This window comes from Larkinella sp. C7, from assembly GCF_006149005.1.
Lineage (GTDB): Bacteria > Bacteroidota > Bacteroidia > Cytophagales > Spirosomataceae > Larkinella.
This window is the reverse complement of record NZ_VBSL01000006.1, coordinates 353152-370409: the sequence shown is the minus strand read 5'-3', so window position 1 is coordinate 370409 and position 17258 is coordinate 353152. Positions and strand designations below refer to the sequence as shown.

The 17258-nt window shown below is 39.2% G+C and carries 17 protein-coding genes; 7 read left to right on the top strand and 10 right to left on the bottom strand.

What is annotated here, in order from left to right:
• Positions 1 to 264: 264 nt before the first annotated feature.
• From FH871_RS17810 to FH871_RS17795, 4 genes are all read left to right on the top strand, one after another.
• Complete coding sequence (locus tag FH871_RS17810; protein WP_138992757.1) at positions 265 to 1110, top strand: 8-oxoguanine DNA glycosylase; 846 nt, start codon at positions 265 to 267, stop codon at positions 1108 to 1110.
• A gap of 334 nt (positions 1111 to 1444) precedes the next feature.
• Positions 1445 to 2656 carry a PfkB family carbohydrate kinase gene (locus FH871_RS17805; protein WP_138992756.1) on the top strand — a complete coding sequence of 404 codons (1212 nt, stop codon included), beginning with the start codon at positions 1445 to 1447 and terminating at the stop codon, positions 2654 to 2656.
• Positions 2649 to 3248, top strand: a complete 600-nt coding sequence (locus tag FH871_RS17800) for a 7-cyano-7-deazaguanine synthase (protein WP_138992755.1) — start codon at positions 2649 to 2651, stop codon at positions 3246 to 3248. The genes FH871_RS17805 and FH871_RS17800 overlap by 8 nt, the downstream gene beginning before the upstream one ends.
• Positions 3229 to 3897, top strand: a complete 669-nt coding sequence (locus FH871_RS17795; RefSeq protein ID WP_138992754.1) for a nitroreductase family protein — start codon at positions 3229 to 3231, stop codon at positions 3895 to 3897. The genes FH871_RS17800 and FH871_RS17795 overlap by 20 nt, the downstream gene beginning before the upstream one ends.
• On the opposite strand, the gene FH871_RS17790 is transcribed toward FH871_RS17795, so the two are convergent.
• The 4 genes from FH871_RS17790 to FH871_RS17775 all read right to left on the bottom strand — a co-directional run bounded on the left by FH871_RS17790 (position 3886) and on the right by FH871_RS17775 (position 7563).
• Positions 3886 to 4896 (bottom strand): restriction endonuclease, encoded by a 1011-nt coding sequence (locus FH871_RS17790; protein WP_138992753.1) that lies wholly within the window; start codon positions 4894 to 4896, stop codon positions 3886 to 3888. The genes FH871_RS17795 and FH871_RS17790 overlap by 12 nt on opposite strands.
• A 54-nt stretch (positions 4897 to 4950) precedes the next feature.
• The gene (locus FH871_RS17785; RefSeq protein ID WP_138992752.1) at positions 4951 to 5823 is read right to left on the bottom strand and encodes a hypothetical protein; all 873 of its coding nucleotides are present in this window, start codon (positions 5821 to 5823) and stop codon (positions 4951 to 4953) included.
• A gap of 100 nt (positions 5824 to 5923) precedes the next feature.
• On the bottom strand, positions 5924 to 6727 hold the full coding sequence (locus tag FH871_RS17780) for a hypothetical protein (protein ID WP_138992751.1): 804 nt from the start codon (positions 6725 to 6727) through the stop codon (positions 5924 to 5926).
• A 125-nt stretch (positions 6728 to 6852) separates the two neighbouring features.
• The gene (locus FH871_RS17775; protein ID WP_138992750.1) at positions 6853 to 7563 is read right to left on the bottom strand and encodes a DUF4145 domain-containing protein; all 711 of its coding nucleotides are present in this window, start codon (positions 7561 to 7563) and stop codon (positions 6853 to 6855) included.
• A 146-nt stretch (positions 7564 to 7709) separates the two neighbouring features.
• Here FH871_RS17775 and FH871_RS17770 point away from each other — a divergent pair, with 146 nt between their 5' ends.
• The gene (locus FH871_RS17770) at positions 7710 to 8015 is read left to right on the top strand and encodes a nucleotide pyrophosphohydrolase (RefSeq protein WP_138992749.1); all 306 of its coding nucleotides are present in this window, start codon (positions 7710 to 7712) and stop codon (positions 8013 to 8015) included.
• Here the strand turns inward: FH871_RS17770 and FH871_RS17765 are convergent.
• Positions 7998 to 9166 (bottom strand): IS3 family transposase gene (locus tag FH871_RS17765; protein ID WP_229317363.1). Its coding sequence is split into 2 segments (ribosomal slippage): positions 7998 to 8866 and positions 8866 to 9166, totalling 1170 coding nucleotides; the frame shifts between segments, so codons are not numbered across the junction. The genes FH871_RS17770 and FH871_RS17765 overlap by 18 nt on opposite strands.
• 59 nt (positions 9167 to 9225) lie before the next feature.
• Here FH871_RS17765 and FH871_RS33185 point away from each other — a divergent pair.
• Positions 9226 to 9366 carry a hypothetical protein gene (locus FH871_RS33185; RefSeq protein ID WP_171062872.1) on the top strand — a complete coding sequence of 47 codons (141 nt, stop codon included), beginning with the start codon at positions 9226 to 9228 and terminating at the stop codon, positions 9364 to 9366.
• A 79-nt stretch (positions 9367 to 9445) separates the two neighbouring features.
• Here the strand turns inward: FH871_RS33185 and FH871_RS17760 are convergent, their stop codons facing one another.
• The 4 genes from FH871_RS17760 to FH871_RS17740 form a co-directional block, all read right to left on the bottom strand.
• Positions 9446 to 13072: an ATP-binding protein gene (locus FH871_RS17760; RefSeq protein WP_138992748.1), complete on the bottom strand. Its 3627-nt coding sequence runs from the start codon at positions 13070 to 13072 to the stop codon at positions 9446 to 9448.
• A gap of 497 nt (positions 13073 to 13569) precedes the next feature.
• Positions 13570 to 14301, bottom strand: a complete 732-nt coding sequence (locus FH871_RS17750) for a hypothetical protein (RefSeq protein ID WP_138992747.1) — start codon at positions 14299 to 14301, stop codon at positions 13570 to 13572.
• 26 nt (positions 14302 to 14327) lie between these two features.
• Positions 14328 to 15863: a hypothetical protein gene (locus tag FH871_RS17745; protein WP_138992746.1), complete on the bottom strand. Its 1536-nt coding sequence runs from the start codon at positions 15861 to 15863 to the stop codon at positions 14328 to 14330.
• 275 nt (positions 15864 to 16138) lie between these two features.
• Entirely contained in the window at positions 16139 to 16429 is a 291-nt protein-coding gene (locus FH871_RS17740) for a helix-turn-helix domain-containing protein (protein WP_138992745.1), read from the bottom strand.
• Between the two features lie 80 nt (positions 16430 to 16509).
• Here FH871_RS17740 and FH871_RS17735 point away from each other — a divergent pair, with 80 nt between their 5' ends.
• Positions 16510 to 16794, top strand: a complete 285-nt coding sequence (locus tag FH871_RS17735) for a helix-turn-helix domain-containing protein (RefSeq protein ID WP_138992744.1) — start codon at positions 16510 to 16512, stop codon at positions 16792 to 16794.
• Between the two features lie 31 nt (positions 16795 to 16825).
• Here the strand turns inward: FH871_RS17735 and FH871_RS17730 are convergent, their stop codons facing one another.
• Positions 16826 to 17239, bottom strand: a complete 414-nt coding sequence (locus FH871_RS17730) for a LytTR family DNA-binding domain-containing protein (RefSeq protein ID WP_138992743.1) — start codon at positions 17237 to 17239, stop codon at positions 16826 to 16828.
• Positions 17240 to 17258: the final 19 nt, after the last annotated feature.

The window sequence follows — 17258 nt, the reverse complement described above, 5'->3', positions numbered from 1 at the left end:
TACCATAAAAATTTACATTTTTGACCCAGATAAAACGGCCACTGATTCACAATAAATCAAAACATACTTATATCATAGGTTTAGATGATGTGTTTACCAAATTTAGATTCATTGAAAACGATTTGAAGAAATATCTTTTAAAACCATCCGATAGTTTTACGTACAAAAGCAGTGATTTTATTGCTCTTTGACTAAACACTTATTTACTAAAGAGGAAACAAATTAACATTTTTACGGCACGATGCATTTTAACGTATACAGGCTATGTCATATGTGCCCAGTTCTCAACAACAGCTACAGAAACTAATAGATTCTGGAGATTACGTTGATGAGTTGAGTTACTTCAAAGAAGTTGACCAGATTGTAAAAGATTTCCCGTACCCTAATAAAGAATTACTTCCTGGTGTTCAGTGGGGCCATTTTGACCAATTTTATACCCCTGCATATTGGAAGTTGCAATATACTGTTACTCCTTTTTCTGAAAATTCTGATACATTCCGTCTTGGAAAAGATGTGATTGAAGAGGTGGTAGCTTGCCTTTTAGGTGGATATGGGTTACCAGCGGAGTTAGGTTTACAAGCCTTTGATCGATTAAAGAGCAAAAGATTGATTGAGCCAGGTGTACAGGAAGGTAAAATTAAGGAAGTGCTAAGCCAACCCTATTATACAAAAAATAACAGGAAAGTTACCTACAGATTCTATAACCAAAAGAGCAAATACATCGCCAATTTTCTGAATAGGGCAGATCTGGATATGGCATATACAAACGACGATATTCAGCTTAGAAACTGGCTGTTGGATATCAAAGGTATTGGCCCGAAAACAGCTTCATGGATAACAAGAAACTGGCTTAAGAGTGAAAAGGTAGCTATTATAGACGTTCATATTCTTCGGGCAGGAATTATTGCTGGAATATTCAATGCCAACTCAGACGTAAACATTGAATACTTCGACTTGGAGCGTAGATATCTGGATTTCTGCCACGCATTGGATGTTCTACCTTCTTATATGGATTCGCTCATGTGGATAAATATGCGACGAACTAGTCGGATCGCCCTGAAAGTGATAAAAGAATTTCATTCAGAAGAAAAAATAAGCAACGTAACTTAAAGTAAAAGAATATGTCAGGAGGTTCAGGAGGGGGAGCCGGGAGCTTCCCAACAACGGAGGAAGTCGTCAATTGTAAAGACATCAAAATTCGAACTCAGTTAGCAAGTCCAAATCCAGCCGTAATAGCGTCGTTACAAACGAACGATGTTCTTAGCATTCGCTTAGTCGGAGTACAGGGGCCATTACAGGCTATAACTACCTCTGGTCTGATCGCCGGCGCAATACTAACTGCTAAGCAATTTGATTTGATCAATTGCATAAACCAAGGGTTTTCATATAAAGCAATCGTTATAAGTGTTAATGGCGGTCAATGTGAAATATTAATTACGGCAGTATGATCAACATTGTAGGAGGTACGTATCAGGAGTTTTGCTTCGAGCCATTCTGGGAAGAAACTTATGGGTCGGGTTTAAGGGCTTGCTTGACTGTTCTGGCCTTGGATCAAACACAGGCAGTTTACTACCATACTTTCGCCGATAAGCCGAGAGCTCAATTCCTAGAAACACTCGAACGTCAATTTGACAACCTTTCACTTGATATAAACGGAAGTCGACTGACCCCTTCGTTTTATTATGATCATCCCTTAAGTACGCCTCGCATTCACCCTCGGCCTGACACACTAGACAAGACGGATCATAAAATAACCTTAGAGGGAGATCAAATCCTCCTATATGGTATGATCGAAGGTAATGCTACAGTAAAGGGAAAGAAGGTGGTATATGACCCGCAATCGCCAGCTAATCCTCAGCCATTTTCTTCAACGGGTTCTACCGCGGACGAGTTAATCATTGTTATTAATTTTTCGGAAGCCAAAGCCATTTGTAAGACGGACGATATTGAAGGCATTAAGAATTTCTTTTTTACATATGAAGGCGCGTATGCCATCATCATCAAGATGGGCCCTCAAGGTGCTTATGTGTTTGCGAAGGATGGTTATAATATAATAATCCCAGTTTTTGAAACCAATTATGTATGGCCAATTGGATCAGGGGATGTATTCGCAGCCAGCTTTTCTTATTATTGGTTTTCCGGAAAGAGCCTGGAGGATGCCGCTATGAAAGCTTCCCTGGCAACGGCTGCTTATTGTAGTACTAGAGGACTACCTTCTGTTGAAATAAATTCATCTGCTTTTAAACCGTTGAGTATTACACAAAAGCCATCGAAACCGGTTTATCTGGCTGGTCCATTTTTTACGTTTGCCGAACGATGGTTAATCGACCAAATCCGAACAATCCTCTTGGGCCTAAACGTACGTGTTTTTTCTCCATTTCACGATGTTGGATATGGGCTGGCTCAGGATGTAGTACACAAAGACATAGAAGCAATTGAAAAGTCAGGACTTATTCTAGCTGTGCTGGACGGGTTAGATTCTGGCACCTTATTCGAAGTGGGATATGCAGTATCCAGAAAGACTCCTGTAGTTGCTTATGTCCAGAATGAGACAAATGATTCGATTAAGATGCTCGAGGGTACTCAATGTGTTATTGAAAGCGATTTGTCTACTGCTATATACAAAGCATACTGGATTTTAGCCAAAAATGAGTAAAGGCATATTGTTATCGGGCGGTATGGACTCAATTGCTCTTATATACTGGAAGCAACCCGATATGGCATTTACTATTGATTACGGGCAAAAACCAGCACAAGCCGAAATAAGGGCAAGTACTCAAGTAGCTAAAGCGCTTAACATACCTCATTATATTATTTCGGCCGATTGCAGCAAATTAGGGTCCGGAGACCTATCAGATGCAGCCTCTCTAGCATTATCGCCTTCTCCAGAATGGTGGCCTTATCGCAATCAATTGCTAATTACGTTAGCCTGCATGAAAGGAATTGCTCATGGGATGACTGAATTGATGGTTGGGTCGGTTAAAACGGATGGTTTTCACTCCGACGGTACAAGCGGCTTTTATGATCGATTAAATAACCTCCTGTCATACCAGGAAGGCAACATCAAATTATGCTGTCCTGCTATTGACCTGACTACTGTTGAGTTGATTAGACAATCGAAAATCCCAGCAAGCCTTTTATTGTGGGCCCATTCCTGTCACACAGCCAATTTCCCCTGCGGTCATTGCCGAGGATGCTATAAATACTTGGATGTAGTCAAAGAACTGTATGAACAATCCCATACCTAAAGCGTTTGAAGAGCCATACTCTCCGATCCTTTATCCGATTGCCAAAAAAAAGTATCTTAAAGAACCATCGCTCAAACCCGAAGATTCGTTTCTGGATGTGCTCGTTAACAGAAGAACGTACAGGAAATTCGTTCGTTTATCAGAAGATCAATTATCGGCAATACTTTGGCATTCAGCAAAGGCAACAGAGTTACAGTTTCAAGAAAACGGATTTATTTGGTCGCACCGCCCCTGTCCTTCAGCTGGTGGTAGGCATCCTATTGATTTAATTATATCTCAGCCCGAAGCAATAAACACCCGAAAATTGGCACTATATAATCCAATTGACCACTCACTTAATGAGTTAACGTTGGATACAACTCAATGTCTCCAGTTCATTGAGCATATTAATGAAGTTGTCCCAATTGGTGATGCCACAATTATTTGGTTTATTGCAGACCAGTTTAGGACTGAGTCGAAGTATATAAATCCGCTAAGTTTAATCTGGCGGGATGCTGGTGCGTTTCTGAACAGCTTACAATTAGTGTGTTGTGCCTTTAAAATAGCTTGTTGCCCGCTAGGTAGTTTGGGAGAGCCCTTTATATCTGATTTATTCGGAGAGTATACCCCAATGCCTATTTTTGGAGTAGGTGGCTGTTTAGTTGGATAGGCGATGTATTGTTCTTTCAAGCTGATTAAAACCATTCTTTATTAATAGAACCTTATTGTCCCAGTTTTCGTAGGATGTACTTGGCTCAGTAATGAACTTATAAATATCTATTACGAGAATCTTCATTATATGAGTTATAATTTCACTACAACTATCAGCACTTCCTTCAAAAAAATCACAATAAAGTGTATCTATTTGACGCATTAACTTTAAAATACTTAAATACGATTCTTCTTTTAATCGAAAATCTTTCTCTTTAAATAGGGCGTATCTTCCCAAATCTAATAAATTATTAATCGCGACTATAATGCGATTAGATTCAACAGTCAACTGCTCTAACCATTCATTATAATAATGTTTATTAGTTTCAATAAAAGCATTTATATTAAAAAATATTATTTCACATTCATCTAAAAAATCTCTATAATTATATAAAATTTTGTTATATAAATTAACTGGAAAATTATTAGAAATGGCACTAAAAATCTCTGTCCTAATAGCAAATAAATTAGCTAAAATGTCTATGAATATTGAGAAATGTATGTCTTTTTGTCTCTTACTTCTCAATACTTCGTAATAGTTTAGAAGCTTTTCATTTCGAAGCCATAATTGCTCCGAAATGAATTTTAAATACATTAGGGATAGATCATCTTGCGAGTTCTGTTTTAAGTCGTCTAAGCTTGTCAAAGTAATGTTGGAATTACTAGCTACTCGAATTGCTCCTGCTTGAAAACCTGATTCTGATAAAAGAAAAGCTCGATCAGCTCCAACATCTTGAGTTATTTGCTGCAGAGTCAATACTTTCTCTTTAGGTATCGATTTTTTCCAAAGTTTACATTCCACTATCCATATAATTTCAATTCCAAATAAAATAAATTTTACTAAAACATCAATATCATGAACTCCTCTAACACCAGTCACTCTAATATCAGTTTCTGAGTGCATTCCCAGTTTTTTAAAGAAGTCAGCGGTATTATTTTGATAGTCTTTCCAGGTCATTATTTTTAATTATAGCTTTGAAAGCTTTGTCCGACTTATAATAAAAAGAGAATGTTAAATTGGATTTTTTAGTCTACTAAATTTATAGCCAAAATTAAAATCAATAAAACAATCGCTATCGAGTGGATCATCATACTGTTTATTTATACACTTAAAAAAATAATTGTGATAATCAGCAACCCATTTATATTTAGCTAGTATTTTTTCTCGTTCTTCAAAAGGAAGGTTTGCTTTTTCAAATTTTAAAAGATTTTGTAAAATTAAATTTTTGTGCGTTATAATATCTTGTTTTTCATAAAACAAGCCCTCCTCTATATATATTATTCTATTCAGATAGTTTACAAAAACTTCTCCATCATTTGAAATCAACAGATCCGAATTTTGTGGTGCTTCGTGAGGCATTTTATAAAAGTCAAAATGTCTATTTACTATATTTAACATCTCATTAGAAAGAATTATCCGTGGAAATTTTGCCTTCTTTTCTAGACCGACGGCTTCGACCAACGAAGCACCATATGCCATAACTTCATCGATATATAGATTTCCTATACTCCATCCCCCTCTAACAAAATAGCCATTAAGTGTTAGTTTTAATTGGCAGTTTGCAATCTCTTCGATTATTCTACCAAACAAAGATTCTTCATGGATTGATTGGTTAAGTGGTGAGCCAAGCAAAATATTATCAGAGAAAAGTTTACACTCCCAGGCCCTATAAAGCTCCGAACTTATATTATTATAAAATTCAGTATTATATCGTATATTATTAGTGGCTTCATAAAAAGCGTTATAAACCGAAAGGAAGTGCTGCTGATAAGTTTTATCTAATTCAGCTTGGAGCATATCAGCTGAGAATCCAAGCAAATCAATAAAAAGACAATAAGACCTCATTAATTCTTTATTTGGATTTTCTTTTTTATATATACTCATATTATATTAACTATAGTAAGAGATTCTCTCTTGGTAGCGAATATGATATAAAATAATCCTGCATGAGGGCCCTATCCCTGAGAAAAGTATTTGATATGAATCATTTTTCTACCCTCCATCTAAAGGTTATAAATCGATTATCATCTCCCACAACAGGCCGTATTTTCATTTTAAGCCCGTTTCTCTTTAAATCTAGGTCGTAATGCCAATTCGCACTTATAGCTGATCTAGGATTGAATTGCCGAATTGGAAAGATGTCTCTACATTTGTCGATTTCAAACAGTTCATTTCTATTAATATCTTTCTGAAACTGGGATAGGCCATTCTCGCAGACTGTCCATAATGTATGGTCTTCCAACTCAAAAATAGGTATCTCACCTCCATTGGCGTTACGATACTTTGAAATCATAAGAAGCGTTTCAGTTTTGCCTAGCTTTCGAAATTTTCGCATAGGAGGAGTGCTTTCAAATTTTAGCATTTCTGTTACTAGTTCTTCCAGGTTCGCGCCATTTTTACTAAGTATGTTTCTTGCCTTTAACTCAGCAGATTCATTCAGTATTTCTAGAAACTCAATAATTTCAATCAGCTCTTTCAATACGAGAGGCTGAAGTTCAGGTTTCGAAAACTCTACAGCTCTGTCCCACCAATAGGAATGTGCCAGCCTATCCCTGATTTCGTGAAATCGGTCTATCTGTATTAGTCCATCACTCAAGAAGAGATTCATCTGTTTTATTTCCCTTTTCAACTGCCCAAAGGTGAGCTGGGATTTTTCGTAGAGTAATTCATCGTACCGATCTCTAGTTATGTTGGGAGTGCTTACGATTAACAGGTGCATAATTCCTTTTTCTATACACTGACATAAGTAAACCGCGCACCCAAATTGAGCGAAAATTTCTTTGGTCATTGATTCTTCCATTTAGGCCAAGGCTTGATTAAGGAAATATGGACTTCAGTGATTGATGAATCAGAAAAGCTATACTTAAAAGTTATAGCCATACATCTTTAAAGCGGGCTGTTTCTTAAGCAGTCTTAGAATAAAGGTTTCCGTTTGCTGTCTAACTTTTCGGCGTCACCACTCATTTCATATAAATGATAAAGGGTATGTTCAATGATATTGATTGCCGTTTTCAAAGTATCAGACGAAGGCCTCAACAAATTATGTAATGACTCATTTCCCAGAAACCGAAATCCATGTAATACCTCAGCATGATTGCGGGTTAAAATCCTTTTCTGAGCTAATCCTTCAATTTTACCTTCTAGAGTGTCTTTGGGTTCTACTATCTCTTTTCCAGCCTTAGTGCCTACTACAATATGGCCAAACTTTACACCTTGATCACTACATATTCCTTCAATCAGTGCTCGTAATCCCGCTGAGCACAGCATGTACATTTTCCCATTGAAGGCATCGATCGTCTCCCTGTACATCTCCCTTATATTGAAGGGTATATTGTAATAGTTTTTGATTGGAAGTATATCTTCTCCACGTATTGGATAAAGTCTAATCGTTTCTTCCCACTCTCCAGTCTCATAGTCCCTACTTTCGCTATCTGAATAAATCTGTCGGAATGACAAACTTTCACAACCTCGGCATCTTATAATTTGCCATTGGATCATCTGCTGAATGTCCACCTCGGTATGATCTCGGAAATCTTTGACTTCTTTTTCTACAAAATGATTTGTTGTCCTTCCGCAGGTTCCACAGAATGCCTTAAAGCCTTCAACTGAAAAATTTCCGTTCATCTTACTATAAATTGGCCAATTCAATATGATTTACTTTAGGGCTTAGAGAACTACTCTCAGCATGGTGCCTTTCAACATTGAAAAATATTAATATTTTTTCTTACATATACTGTTTGTTTACTAAACATCGTAAACTATAATTATTTATGACCCAGTTTCAAGCCTTAACTGTTAAACTTACCGAATTTCGAGACGAACGCGACTGGAAGCAGTTTCATAATTCTAAAGACCTAGCTCTGGCAGTTTCCATTGAAGCTGCCGAACTAAACGAATTGTTTCTGTGGAAATCTGCAGATCAGGTGGACGTCTCGAAATTAAAACACGAATTGGCAGATGTAATTGCATATTGCTTACTGCTTGCCAATAACCACAATATTGACGTCGAGAAAGCTCTACTTGAAAAGATCAACCTCAACGCTGAAAAATATCCTGTGCTATACCCTATTAAGTGACCAGTTTTTGGATAGAGCCTGTCCCGCTTGTTTAAACTCAATTGGTGTCATAAAACCTAGGGCCTGATGTGGCCGTTCCGAATTGTAATCTCCTAGCCACTTTTCCACCACCTCCTGAACTTGAGCTAAGTTACGAAACAAGTAAGCTTTTAAGACTTCTCGGCGAAAAGTCCCGTTGAACCGCTCAATAAAGGCATTCTGAGTTGGTTTTCCGGGCTGAATCCAGTGCAACCGGATCTCTTTCATCTCACACCATTCTGTTAAGGCAGTACTTATAAATTCGGGTCCATTGTCACAGCGTAGGCAGGCGGGCTTTCCATGACTTTCTATTAGCTGTTCAACAAAACGAATCACCCGTTTGGCGGGCAATGAGTAATCAATTTCTACACCCAAAGCTTGCCGATTATAGTCGTCTAACACATTCAAGGTTCGGAAACGGCGTCCATCGCACAAAGCATCTGACATAAAATCCAATGACCAGACCTGATTCACAGCGGTTGCCTTTGGTAATGGCTGTCTTACCCGATCAGGCAATCGTTTACGCTTTCGTCTGGGCAAATTGAGCCCTAAATGGCGATAAATACGCCAAAGTCGCTTATGATTGTCAGGATGCCCTTGACGGCGCAACCGATGGTAAATCTTCCAAAATCCCCATCCGGGATGGCGTCGTGCGGTAGTTTGAATGACCCGCTCAACTTCGATGTCCGGTTGACGCTTGGATTGGTAGGCCAACATCCGGCGGCTTAACCCGGCCAGACGACAAGCCCGTTGCTGACTAAAGGCTTTGGCTTTGACAATCCACTGCGCTAACTGCCGACGTTGAGCAGGCCCTACGGCAGCGGCCGACCGTCACTTTTTTTGAGGGCCTCCTTCACAACTTCATGCTCCAGGCTCAATTCGGCATACATTTTTTTCAGACGCCGGTTCTCGTCTTCGAGGTCTTTTAGACGCTTCAACTCGGAGGCTTCCATGCCACCGTACTTCTGCCTCCAGTTATAAAACGTGGCTTCACTAATGCCATGTTCACGGGCAATCTGAACAACGGTTTGACCCGTATTCTGCTGTTTGAGAATGGCCACGATTTGGGCCTCTGTGAATCGGTTTGTTTCATTTTTCTTCCCCTTTGTCAAAAGATAATGGGAAGACTCCATTTTCCAACCGATCACTTTTTGGGAAAGCTTACACGATCAATACTTAATGATTAGTTGCTATGCTTAAGAATGTAGATGGCGGTCAGCCCTGGAATAGTTTTCGAGTCAGTGTCGATGAAATCGAAAGGAAAAAATTATATTATCTGTTGGCAAATGTGCTGGAAGCCCTTCAATCTCCCATTGAAGGGCAGGATTGGTGAGCTCTTTACAAAATAATTAACGAGACACCTATAAAGAATAACAACTTATACTACATTTTTCATCAAAGGCATAATTTAATTACATCTTTTTGTTGTGGTTTTCAAATGTATGTATCCAATTTTTTAAAGCAGGAATCACTTCTTGCCAAGCAGGATCAGGATAATTAATGTGTTTTGCCAACAAGTATTTTACAACCTCTACCCAACGATTAATTACATCAACCGGAAAGGTCATCCAAGACTGGGTCAGAGCCATAAAAATAAATAAACCATATTCAATCTGTATGGTAGGATCTTCAATCCGTAAAGCAGGGTTATTGGAAGTATTATATAAGTGGTCAATGTTATGAAGAGTAGTAGCAACTATTTCTTTTGCCATTTCTGATTCAATCCAATTATTTTCTCGCCACATACTTGTTAATGAAATTAATATCCGGGATGCTTGAGCAAATTTTAGGAGTAACAACTGGGTTCCTTTTTTTTCAAATATTAAATTCGTTATTTTATCATAAAATGCAATTGCATTTAAATGTTGTCCGTGATTTTCTCCTAGATAACTCATCAAATTCACAATTGCAATTACCAATTGATCAGTGATCTGACTATCAGCCATAAAAGTCTGTTTACTTCGTAGCTGCTCAATCTCCTGAAAGTGAAGCATGGCCTTTTTAATATCTTTTTTCCTGTAACCAATGATTAGATTATTAGCGGACATTGCTTGTTGGCGGGCAATTTGGGCATCATTGCAAAAAGATGGCTCACTATGCAGTTGTACAATGTCTTTATAGTAATGTAAAGCCTTCTTAATGTCGCTTTGACAGACATAGCTGACGAGGTTAGTTATGACCATTGCTTGTTGCAGGGCAATCTGAGTATCAGCGCTAAAAGCTTCCTCATTGCGCAATTTTATAATCTCATTGTAATAGAGGTACGCTAGTGCAAGATCAATTTTACTGAAAGCAATAACCAGATTGTTGGCTCCCATCGCTTGGCGTAGGGCGATCTCAGCGTCAGCTCCAAAGGCATGTTCCTTGCGTAACTGCACAATTGCTTGATAAAAAAATACGGCTTTAGCAAGGTCGGTTTTACAGTATTTATGAACTAGCTCTTGAGCTGTTATTGCCTGTTGTAAAGCAATTTGAACATCAACGCTAAAAGCCTGTTCTTTACGCAACTTTACAATCTCTTCGTAGTAAAATATAGCCTGATCAAGGTTGTTAATATCGAAATATTTGGTCAAATTAAAAGCAGCCATTGCCTGTTTTTGTGCAATCTGAGCATCAGTGCTAAAGGTCTGTTCTTTGCGCAACTTTACAATCTCCTCGTAATAAAACATGGCTTGATCAAGGTTGCTTTTACCGAAAGCATAGATCAGATTGGTAGCAGCCATTGCCTGTCGGAGTGCAATTTGAGGATCAGCAAGAAATGTATGCTCATTTCGTAGATGTACGATTGCCTGATAGTAAAATATAGCTCGATCAATGAAAATTTCACCAAAAGCGATGACCAAATTATTAGCTGCCATTGCCTGACGAAGAGCGATTTCAGCGTCGACGCTAAATGTCTGCTCATTTCGCAACCGCTCAATAGCCATGTAGTGTATACTAGGGTCAATTAAATCACCACTTCGATATAGAATTAAATTGACTTGGAAACCTCCCCAAGCAAGAGCAACTTCCAAAGTAATATTATGAGGCATATCTGCCCAGAAATAAGGTAAACATGCTCTATCATTGAAATCGAAAAACAATCGTTCGGCAAATGACCACGACTGATCGGGGCTCAATATCCAACAATGAATTATGAATTGGGCGATATTGGTCCCATCGTCATAAAATGTTTTCCAATCCTCTAAAACCTCCGCTACAAAAAATTCACCAAGAATATCTGGTTCCACCGGCTTAAGCGAGAGATTAGCATTTGAAAATTCTCCCAAACGGTTAAGGATGCCAAAATCAAATTTGGCCGGATCTGGCAAGCTAGCCACCTTTTTACTAACAATTCGCCATTGTTCTAAAGTGACTCCTCGGGTAATAGTCGCAAATGCTAATAATCGCTCGTAGAGTCGTTGGTCCTCCTTAAGGACTCCACTGTTATTCCACCAACGTTTGCGTTCGTGCTCATTGAGAATATGTAATAATAAGTTATGTACCTTCCAATCCCGGATTGTAATACCATCACTAAGTGCAATAGCCACAAAAAAAGCAAACAGTGGACGGTTAAACTCGTCTAGTTCTTTGAGGTCTCTAAGTGTCTGGTCTTTATCTGGTAATGGTGGCAGAATAGCTCCTTCTTTTTGACGGCGCTCGTCGCTTACTTTATAATATACCTCTTTGATAATGTGCCAACGATCGTCATCGGTTAAAGGGGAAACTAATAGTGGTTGCTCAGCATAACGATAAAGTCGAGTCTGATTATTGTTTATTGTTTGCCACCAAGGCCCATCAATGCTCCGCTCAAGCAGCAAAAGGCGAACAGAATAGTTTAATTCCTTTGCCCTATTGGTTAATATTAAAATTATGTGTTGGATGTCATCAGCGCGTGTGCTGACGTAGTCTACCACGATAACAGTGTGACATTTAGGCTGCCATAATTGCCAAAAAGGCCGTTTCTCTTTTTGAATCTCTTCATCGGCCAAAAAACCTGAATAATAGCCCCCCAATTCATTGAAAATTAAACACACTTCCTGTGTCAAACGACTTTTTCCGATTCCACCCCTCCCAATTACTACCCACCAGCGAAATTTAGCCATTGGATCGGGTAAAATGAAAATTTGTAGCTGGGCTACTTCAGCTTCTCTGGCTATAAAAGATGTATACCCGGATCGATAGTGGTAAAAATCTGCTTTGTTATAATTATTTCTGAAGTCCGTATAGTCATATAATTTGGGTTGTTGGTTATTTTTTCGAAGCTCATTCAAAATTTCACGAAACATTACACGATTGTCGACACCCTGCTTACGCTGAACCTCTTGTATTAGTTGAAGGACTTGCACAATACGACTGCCTTGCTGCTGCATGGAAGCTACGGTAGTTGTCAACGCCCAAAGGGATTTTTCCATAGTTTCCAGAGTTTCAGCATTTCTTGCACCATATCGCACGTTTACCTCCAGCAACGATACTATGTATGCTGTTTGAGCTTTGGAGTTACCCTTCAGTTGTTGTAAAAATTCGGACTGCAAGGTATTCCCAAAGTTTTCTTCAATAAATATCAGCAATGAATCGGGTAGCTTATCGTCAAATCCAGCTAATTGTTCCAAGTTGAAAGTTTGATGAAGAAAATACCGTCGATTGACGACAAAATGTTCCACATCCTCTTCACTAATGGGCGTAGCGATTAGCAGATTCTTTAATTCATTAAAAAAAGTTTGCGTTTTCTGTCGCTGAACTCTATCAATGCTGCCTTGATTGAAGTAGTTTTTTTCAAGCCTACTCAAAGTTTGCTGGATCGCGTTGTGAAAAGGTTTTTCTAAATCTCCATTAATAGTAAAATTGTATTTTTCAAGTAATTCTTTGGCCGCACCCACAACTTCGTTGACAGTTAGACTTTTAATTAAATCCAACACGGACTTGATGGCTACTAATTCTGCACCTTGGCCATCTACTAGGTTCTTTATTAATTCATCCTGCCCAAAAGCTCCAGCGGCCAACGAAATTGATAAATAGCCCGATAATTTTAATAGAGGTATAATCTTCTGAGCAAACATTGAAGAATAACAGTGTATAGATATGCCTTCAAAAAAATATTTCTTTTTATTTTCGACTCACCCAAGGTTGAGTTCGACCAAAGGCCTGAGCAATTGTTAATTGCTTCCAACCTACTTCATGGAGCTCGACACAGCGTCGTCGCAGTACTTCGTAGTCGTTTGGTTTGTATATTGCCTTCATCAAAATCAAATTACGAGTATTACACGTTTATACCTCTATCTATAAGTGGGTCAGACATTTCCGGAATATTCAATCAATCCTAGAATATTTTCTGGATCAGCGTCGACGAGATTGAAAAACTGACAGAGTAATTACAGCCAAAAGAATCGTCGATAAAATAGCCTATATGGAAAGGAAATTGGCAGACCTGGAAGGCAAGACGATGGATTTCGCTGATATTTAAAGAACGTGAAGTTGTTATCTCAAAGTCACCTCAGGTTCTTTATTTCAATCTGTCTCCTTTACTGAATATTTAAGACGTTTCAATTACCATTTTTTATGAGCTTAATAATTCATAAATATTCACTCGTGAAAGGGGTAGCTCCCGTGCTGATGCACCACGGACCGGGTGAATTGCAGGTTGGCTAAACCAAGTATCTTTTAATTTAAAACAAGCATAAAGTGGGTGCAGACCTTTCTCACCAACAATGTGTATCAGTTTGCCGCGCGTCGAGGTTACTTTTAAATCTAATTTCGGATCAGAAAGTGATATAGAAGGAATTGGAATATCAGCACTTGCTTGTAAGACAATGGAAGATGAGTGGTCTTCAGATACAATAATAGTAGCACAATCAGCAACATATAATGACTCTATTACTACCCAATTCCTTTCCCAGTTCTTTTTTTCATAAGTGTCCAAAATTTGGTTCCCAACGCTAAGGCGATTCTCCATTCGTTTGGTGGTAAGGCCGGAAGCGTTAAATACAAATGCGCCCTCACGCGAAAAGTCGATCGTAATTTCACCCTTTGTTCCAGCAGTCAAAGCTCCTCCAAGCGAGGCTTTAACATTAGTGCCTTGAGTTGATGTGTATTGCATTTCTTGTTTGTTTTGGCCTTCGCTTGAAATGCATTCAATATTAAGCTCTTTTAGTGTTGTCAAACGTCGAAATCTACCATTCTCTAAAAGGCCTACATCTCCAATCTCAAGTGGGTCACCTGGGAACCAGTTTGCAAAAAATCCAACATTCCCATGCATTTCCTGTTGGTAAAGTGTTACTAAACTTGGCATAATTTCAGATATAAACGATGAATAGATTAATTACTTTCATGCAGTTGTCGTACATCAACTATATGCATTATTTTCACGTCCTCGCGGGAAAGCATGCGCTCTGCTGCATTTTTGGCGTCAGTGAAAGTTAGCAACTTATTTTGCCGCTCTTGAGCGGTTTCAGCGCCAACAGGAATACTTGCTTCTAGACATCCTGTAGCTTCAATAAATAGCGCATCCCCTAATGATATTGCTCGTCGGATATCACCGAGATCAGGATTATCCCACCTGGGTTCATCTCGGCCCCGATATCCAACAAGTGAATGAGAGAAACCAGGTCCTTCCAAAATTACAACTAATGGTTCCTGAAGCAACAATTCAAGTAAAGCCGCAAAAAAACAAGCTATATCAAGACAGGTTGCTGTTTTATGAATCTCAATTTGGGTTGGAGTTCGAATAGCCTGAAAGCCAGGTGAGGCCGATTGCAATTCAACTTCGTACCCAAACCTGTGACGCATGATCCCTTCATATAACAATCGAAATAATTCCAAACTAGATTCACGACCATAATCTATAGTACGCTTAAATGCAGTCCTTACCCGAGTAGCTTCATCTCTAGCAAATGAATGATTGGGATAGATATGCTCGGCTAGTGCTTTTGCATCTCTCAAATTCCATAAATTATCTTTCCGTTCCCAACCTTTCATTGTACCTAAAGCAAGAGCAACCTCTGTAGCACTTGAACTCTTGGCCATTTCAACGGGAAGACAAAGCCCAATTTTGTAGCTTTTTAACTGATTTTCAAACTCAATTAGCATATCAGATTCTGATTGCCAATAGATCGCTCCAGTTACCTTTGGGTTACATTCGGTTGAATTTCTATCATAAAATAATCGAATAGACGGAATACAATGCGCATGAGCTATTGCAAGGGCCATATGAGCAGTAGATAATCGCTCACCTAGTAAAAAAATGCAAAGCTCAGAACTTAGAAGCGTTTCTAATCCCATAATATCGTCTAAGCCATAGCCAGGACGCTCCCCACTGAGCCAAAAAACTGAAAAATCTTCCCTTTTAAGAAACTCTGCGAGGTCTTGAGATAACCGGCGAAATTTCTTTTCATCACTAAATACGACCGTCGCCTGTTTGGGTTTAGAATCATATTTAGGGCGGTAATTTGTTTCAATAATTATCCGGAAATCTCGAATAGCTTTTAGATGCTTATTCCTATCGGCCTCGATCTCACTTTCCCGAAAAGAAATAGCATCTTTAGGAAACGCTAATCGATGCCGATTCAAAACCGATTCTTCAACGAAGTGAAGTCTAGGTAGGCGAGCCCGGCGAGCCAGATTTAACTCCTGACCGATATAAGGTGAAAAGCCAAACGGGTCCGAATCTGTAGGTCGACGAGGCACAATAGATACAAGACCATTTATTTCACGGAGATATCGCTCGAGCTTTGCAACACACCAAACGGGGCTCTTCTGATCAGCAATAAGAGGGATATCTTCCTGGGCAAATTGCTCAATAAAATGAGCATTTATTAGAAAGTCCCGATAACTATTGCTGAAATAAACCTGCATAATTGTTAGGTATTGGATAACAAACAATTATAAGTAATATTCATTAAAGTGCAATAAGTCCTTTTTAATGAGTATAATATACTGAAGAGTTATTGTTAACATCAGTTCATGCCATCTCTGCAACTTGCACACATGCTGTGAAATAGGTCCCTATTTACCTATCGTCACTAGTAGATACGTATTGGATTTAAAACGTTTTTGAATCAGACTGATATAATTGCGACTTATGAGCCTGCCAGAAATATGGCACAAATCAGTTGCAAGCAATATTATTATCAGGTTCGCGCGGGCGGAAAGTGTGAAAGAAAATGGTCCAACTCATCAGGGAAGATCCGGAAGCCTCTTTCTGCCAGGCCATCAGCCGGTTTTAGGAAAATTCTTTTCTTTCCGCCGTTGAATGGCCGACCATTATGAATCCAGCCGTAAACGGTTAATGCGGAAAACCCCGTTAAAAATGCAACATCTTCAACGCTGTAGAGCACTTTCGACCGGATTGCAGAAAGTTTGGTTGCCGCCAAGATTTCGGCTAACACCGATCGAATTTCTGTTTCAAAATCGGGATTCATTTTCTCGAATCGTTAGATGATATTTTCGTCCAGATATGCTTTATAATATCAAATTGGTAACTATTTGAAGGAAACAAATAATGGAAACTAAAATACTAGAAGAGATCCGGACCAAATTAGACCAGATTGACAAAAACACAAAACTAACTGCGACTCGCGCAAAACTGCTCTTTGACGTCGAGGATGTAGCTTTTCTTACCGGCTTCTCTGAAGAAACCATTTACCGTTGGATTCGCAACGGCCGACCTGTTGGCAAAAAGACAATCTACTTGAAACCAGCCTATGGCATCGCTGAGCGCGGTCACCGAATTTTTCCGGATGAATTAGATTACTTCCTTTCTCACTTCCCCCCAGCAAGGGTATAAGACAACCAGGCAACTGTATATTTTACAATAATTAGCCAGCGGCACAGATTTTAAAACTCACTCTGCGAGACACGGGTACCGTGTCACCGTTCAGCAGGCGAACGTACCGGCTGTGAGGTTTGCCAACACAGCGCATGACCCGTTTGCTGATGATATAATCCGGATTCACCAGATGGGATTTATGAACCCTTAAAAATTCATCCAGTCGGCTCGTAAACTCTAGCAAGGTTCTGGCGACCAGATAGGTTTTACCATCGGTGGTATAGATTCGGGAGTAGCCGCCATCGGCTTCAATGCGGGTTATCGTAGCTACAAAGACGAATGTTTTACGTTCGCCCGGCAGGACAATGAATTTATTCGACTCGACTACCGGCTTCTCGTGTCTGCGTAACAGGATGATTGGCGCGGTTAGCCAGTCGTAATTATTCGATCTCGTTGTATTCATGGGAAGGGTAGCCCGGTGG

Coding starts and splice junctions, on each gene's coding strand:
- FH871_RS17790 (WP_138992753.1), bottom strand. CDS start 4,896: ATGACCTGGAAAGACTATCAAAATAATACCGCTGACTTCTTTAAAAAA.
- FH871_RS17745 (WP_138992746.1), bottom strand. CDS start 15,863: ATGCAGGTTTATTTCAGCAATAGTTATCGGGACTTTCTAATAAATGCT.
- FH871_RS17810 (WP_138992757.1), top strand. CDS start 265: ATGTCATATGTGCCCAGTTCTCAACAACAGCTACAGAAACTAATAGAT.
- FH871_RS17785 (WP_138992752.1), bottom strand. CDS start 5,823: ATGAGTATATATAAAAAAGAAAATCCAAATAAAGAATTAATGAGGTCT.
- FH871_RS17730 (WP_138992743.1), bottom strand. CDS start 17,239: ATGAATACAACGAGATCGAATAATTACGACTGGCTAACCGCGCCAATC.
- FH871_RS17800 (WP_138992755.1), top strand. CDS start 2,649: ATGAGTAAAGGCATATTGTTATCGGGCGGTATGGACTCAATTGCTCTT.
- FH871_RS17805 (WP_138992756.1), top strand. CDS start 1,445: ATGATCAACATTGTAGGAGGTACGTATCAGGAGTTTTGCTTCGAGCCA.
- FH871_RS17770 (WP_138992749.1), top strand. CDS start 7,710: ATGACCCAGTTTCAAGCCTTAACTGTTAAACTTACCGAATTTCGAGAC.
- FH871_RS17750 (WP_138992747.1), bottom strand. CDS start 14,301: ATGCCAAGTTTAGTAACACTTTACCAACAGGAAATGCATGGGAATGTT.
- FH871_RS17775 (WP_138992750.1), bottom strand. CDS start 7,563: ATGAACGGAAATTTTTCAGTTGAAGGCTTTAAGGCATTCTGTGGAACC.
- FH871_RS17795 (WP_138992754.1), top strand. CDS start 3,229: ATGAACAATCCCATACCTAAAGCGTTTGAAGAGCCATACTCTCCGATC.
- FH871_RS17735 (WP_138992744.1), top strand. CDS start 16,510: ATGGAAACTAAAATACTAGAAGAGATCCGGACCAAATTAGACCAGATT.
- FH871_RS17740 (WP_138992745.1), bottom strand. CDS start 16,429: ATGAATCCCGATTTTGAAACAGAAATTCGATCGGTGTTAGCCGAAATC.
- FH871_RS17760 (WP_138992748.1), bottom strand. CDS start 13,072: ATGTTTGCTCAGAAGATTATACCTCTATTAAAATTATCGGGCTATTTA.
- FH871_RS33185 (WP_171062872.1), top strand. CDS start 9,226: ATGCTTAAGAATGTAGATGGCGGTCAGCCCTGGAATAGTTTTCGAGTC.
- FH871_RS17780 (WP_138992751.1), bottom strand. CDS start 6,727: ATGACCAAAGAAATTTTCGCTCAATTTGGGTGCGCGGTTTACTTATGT.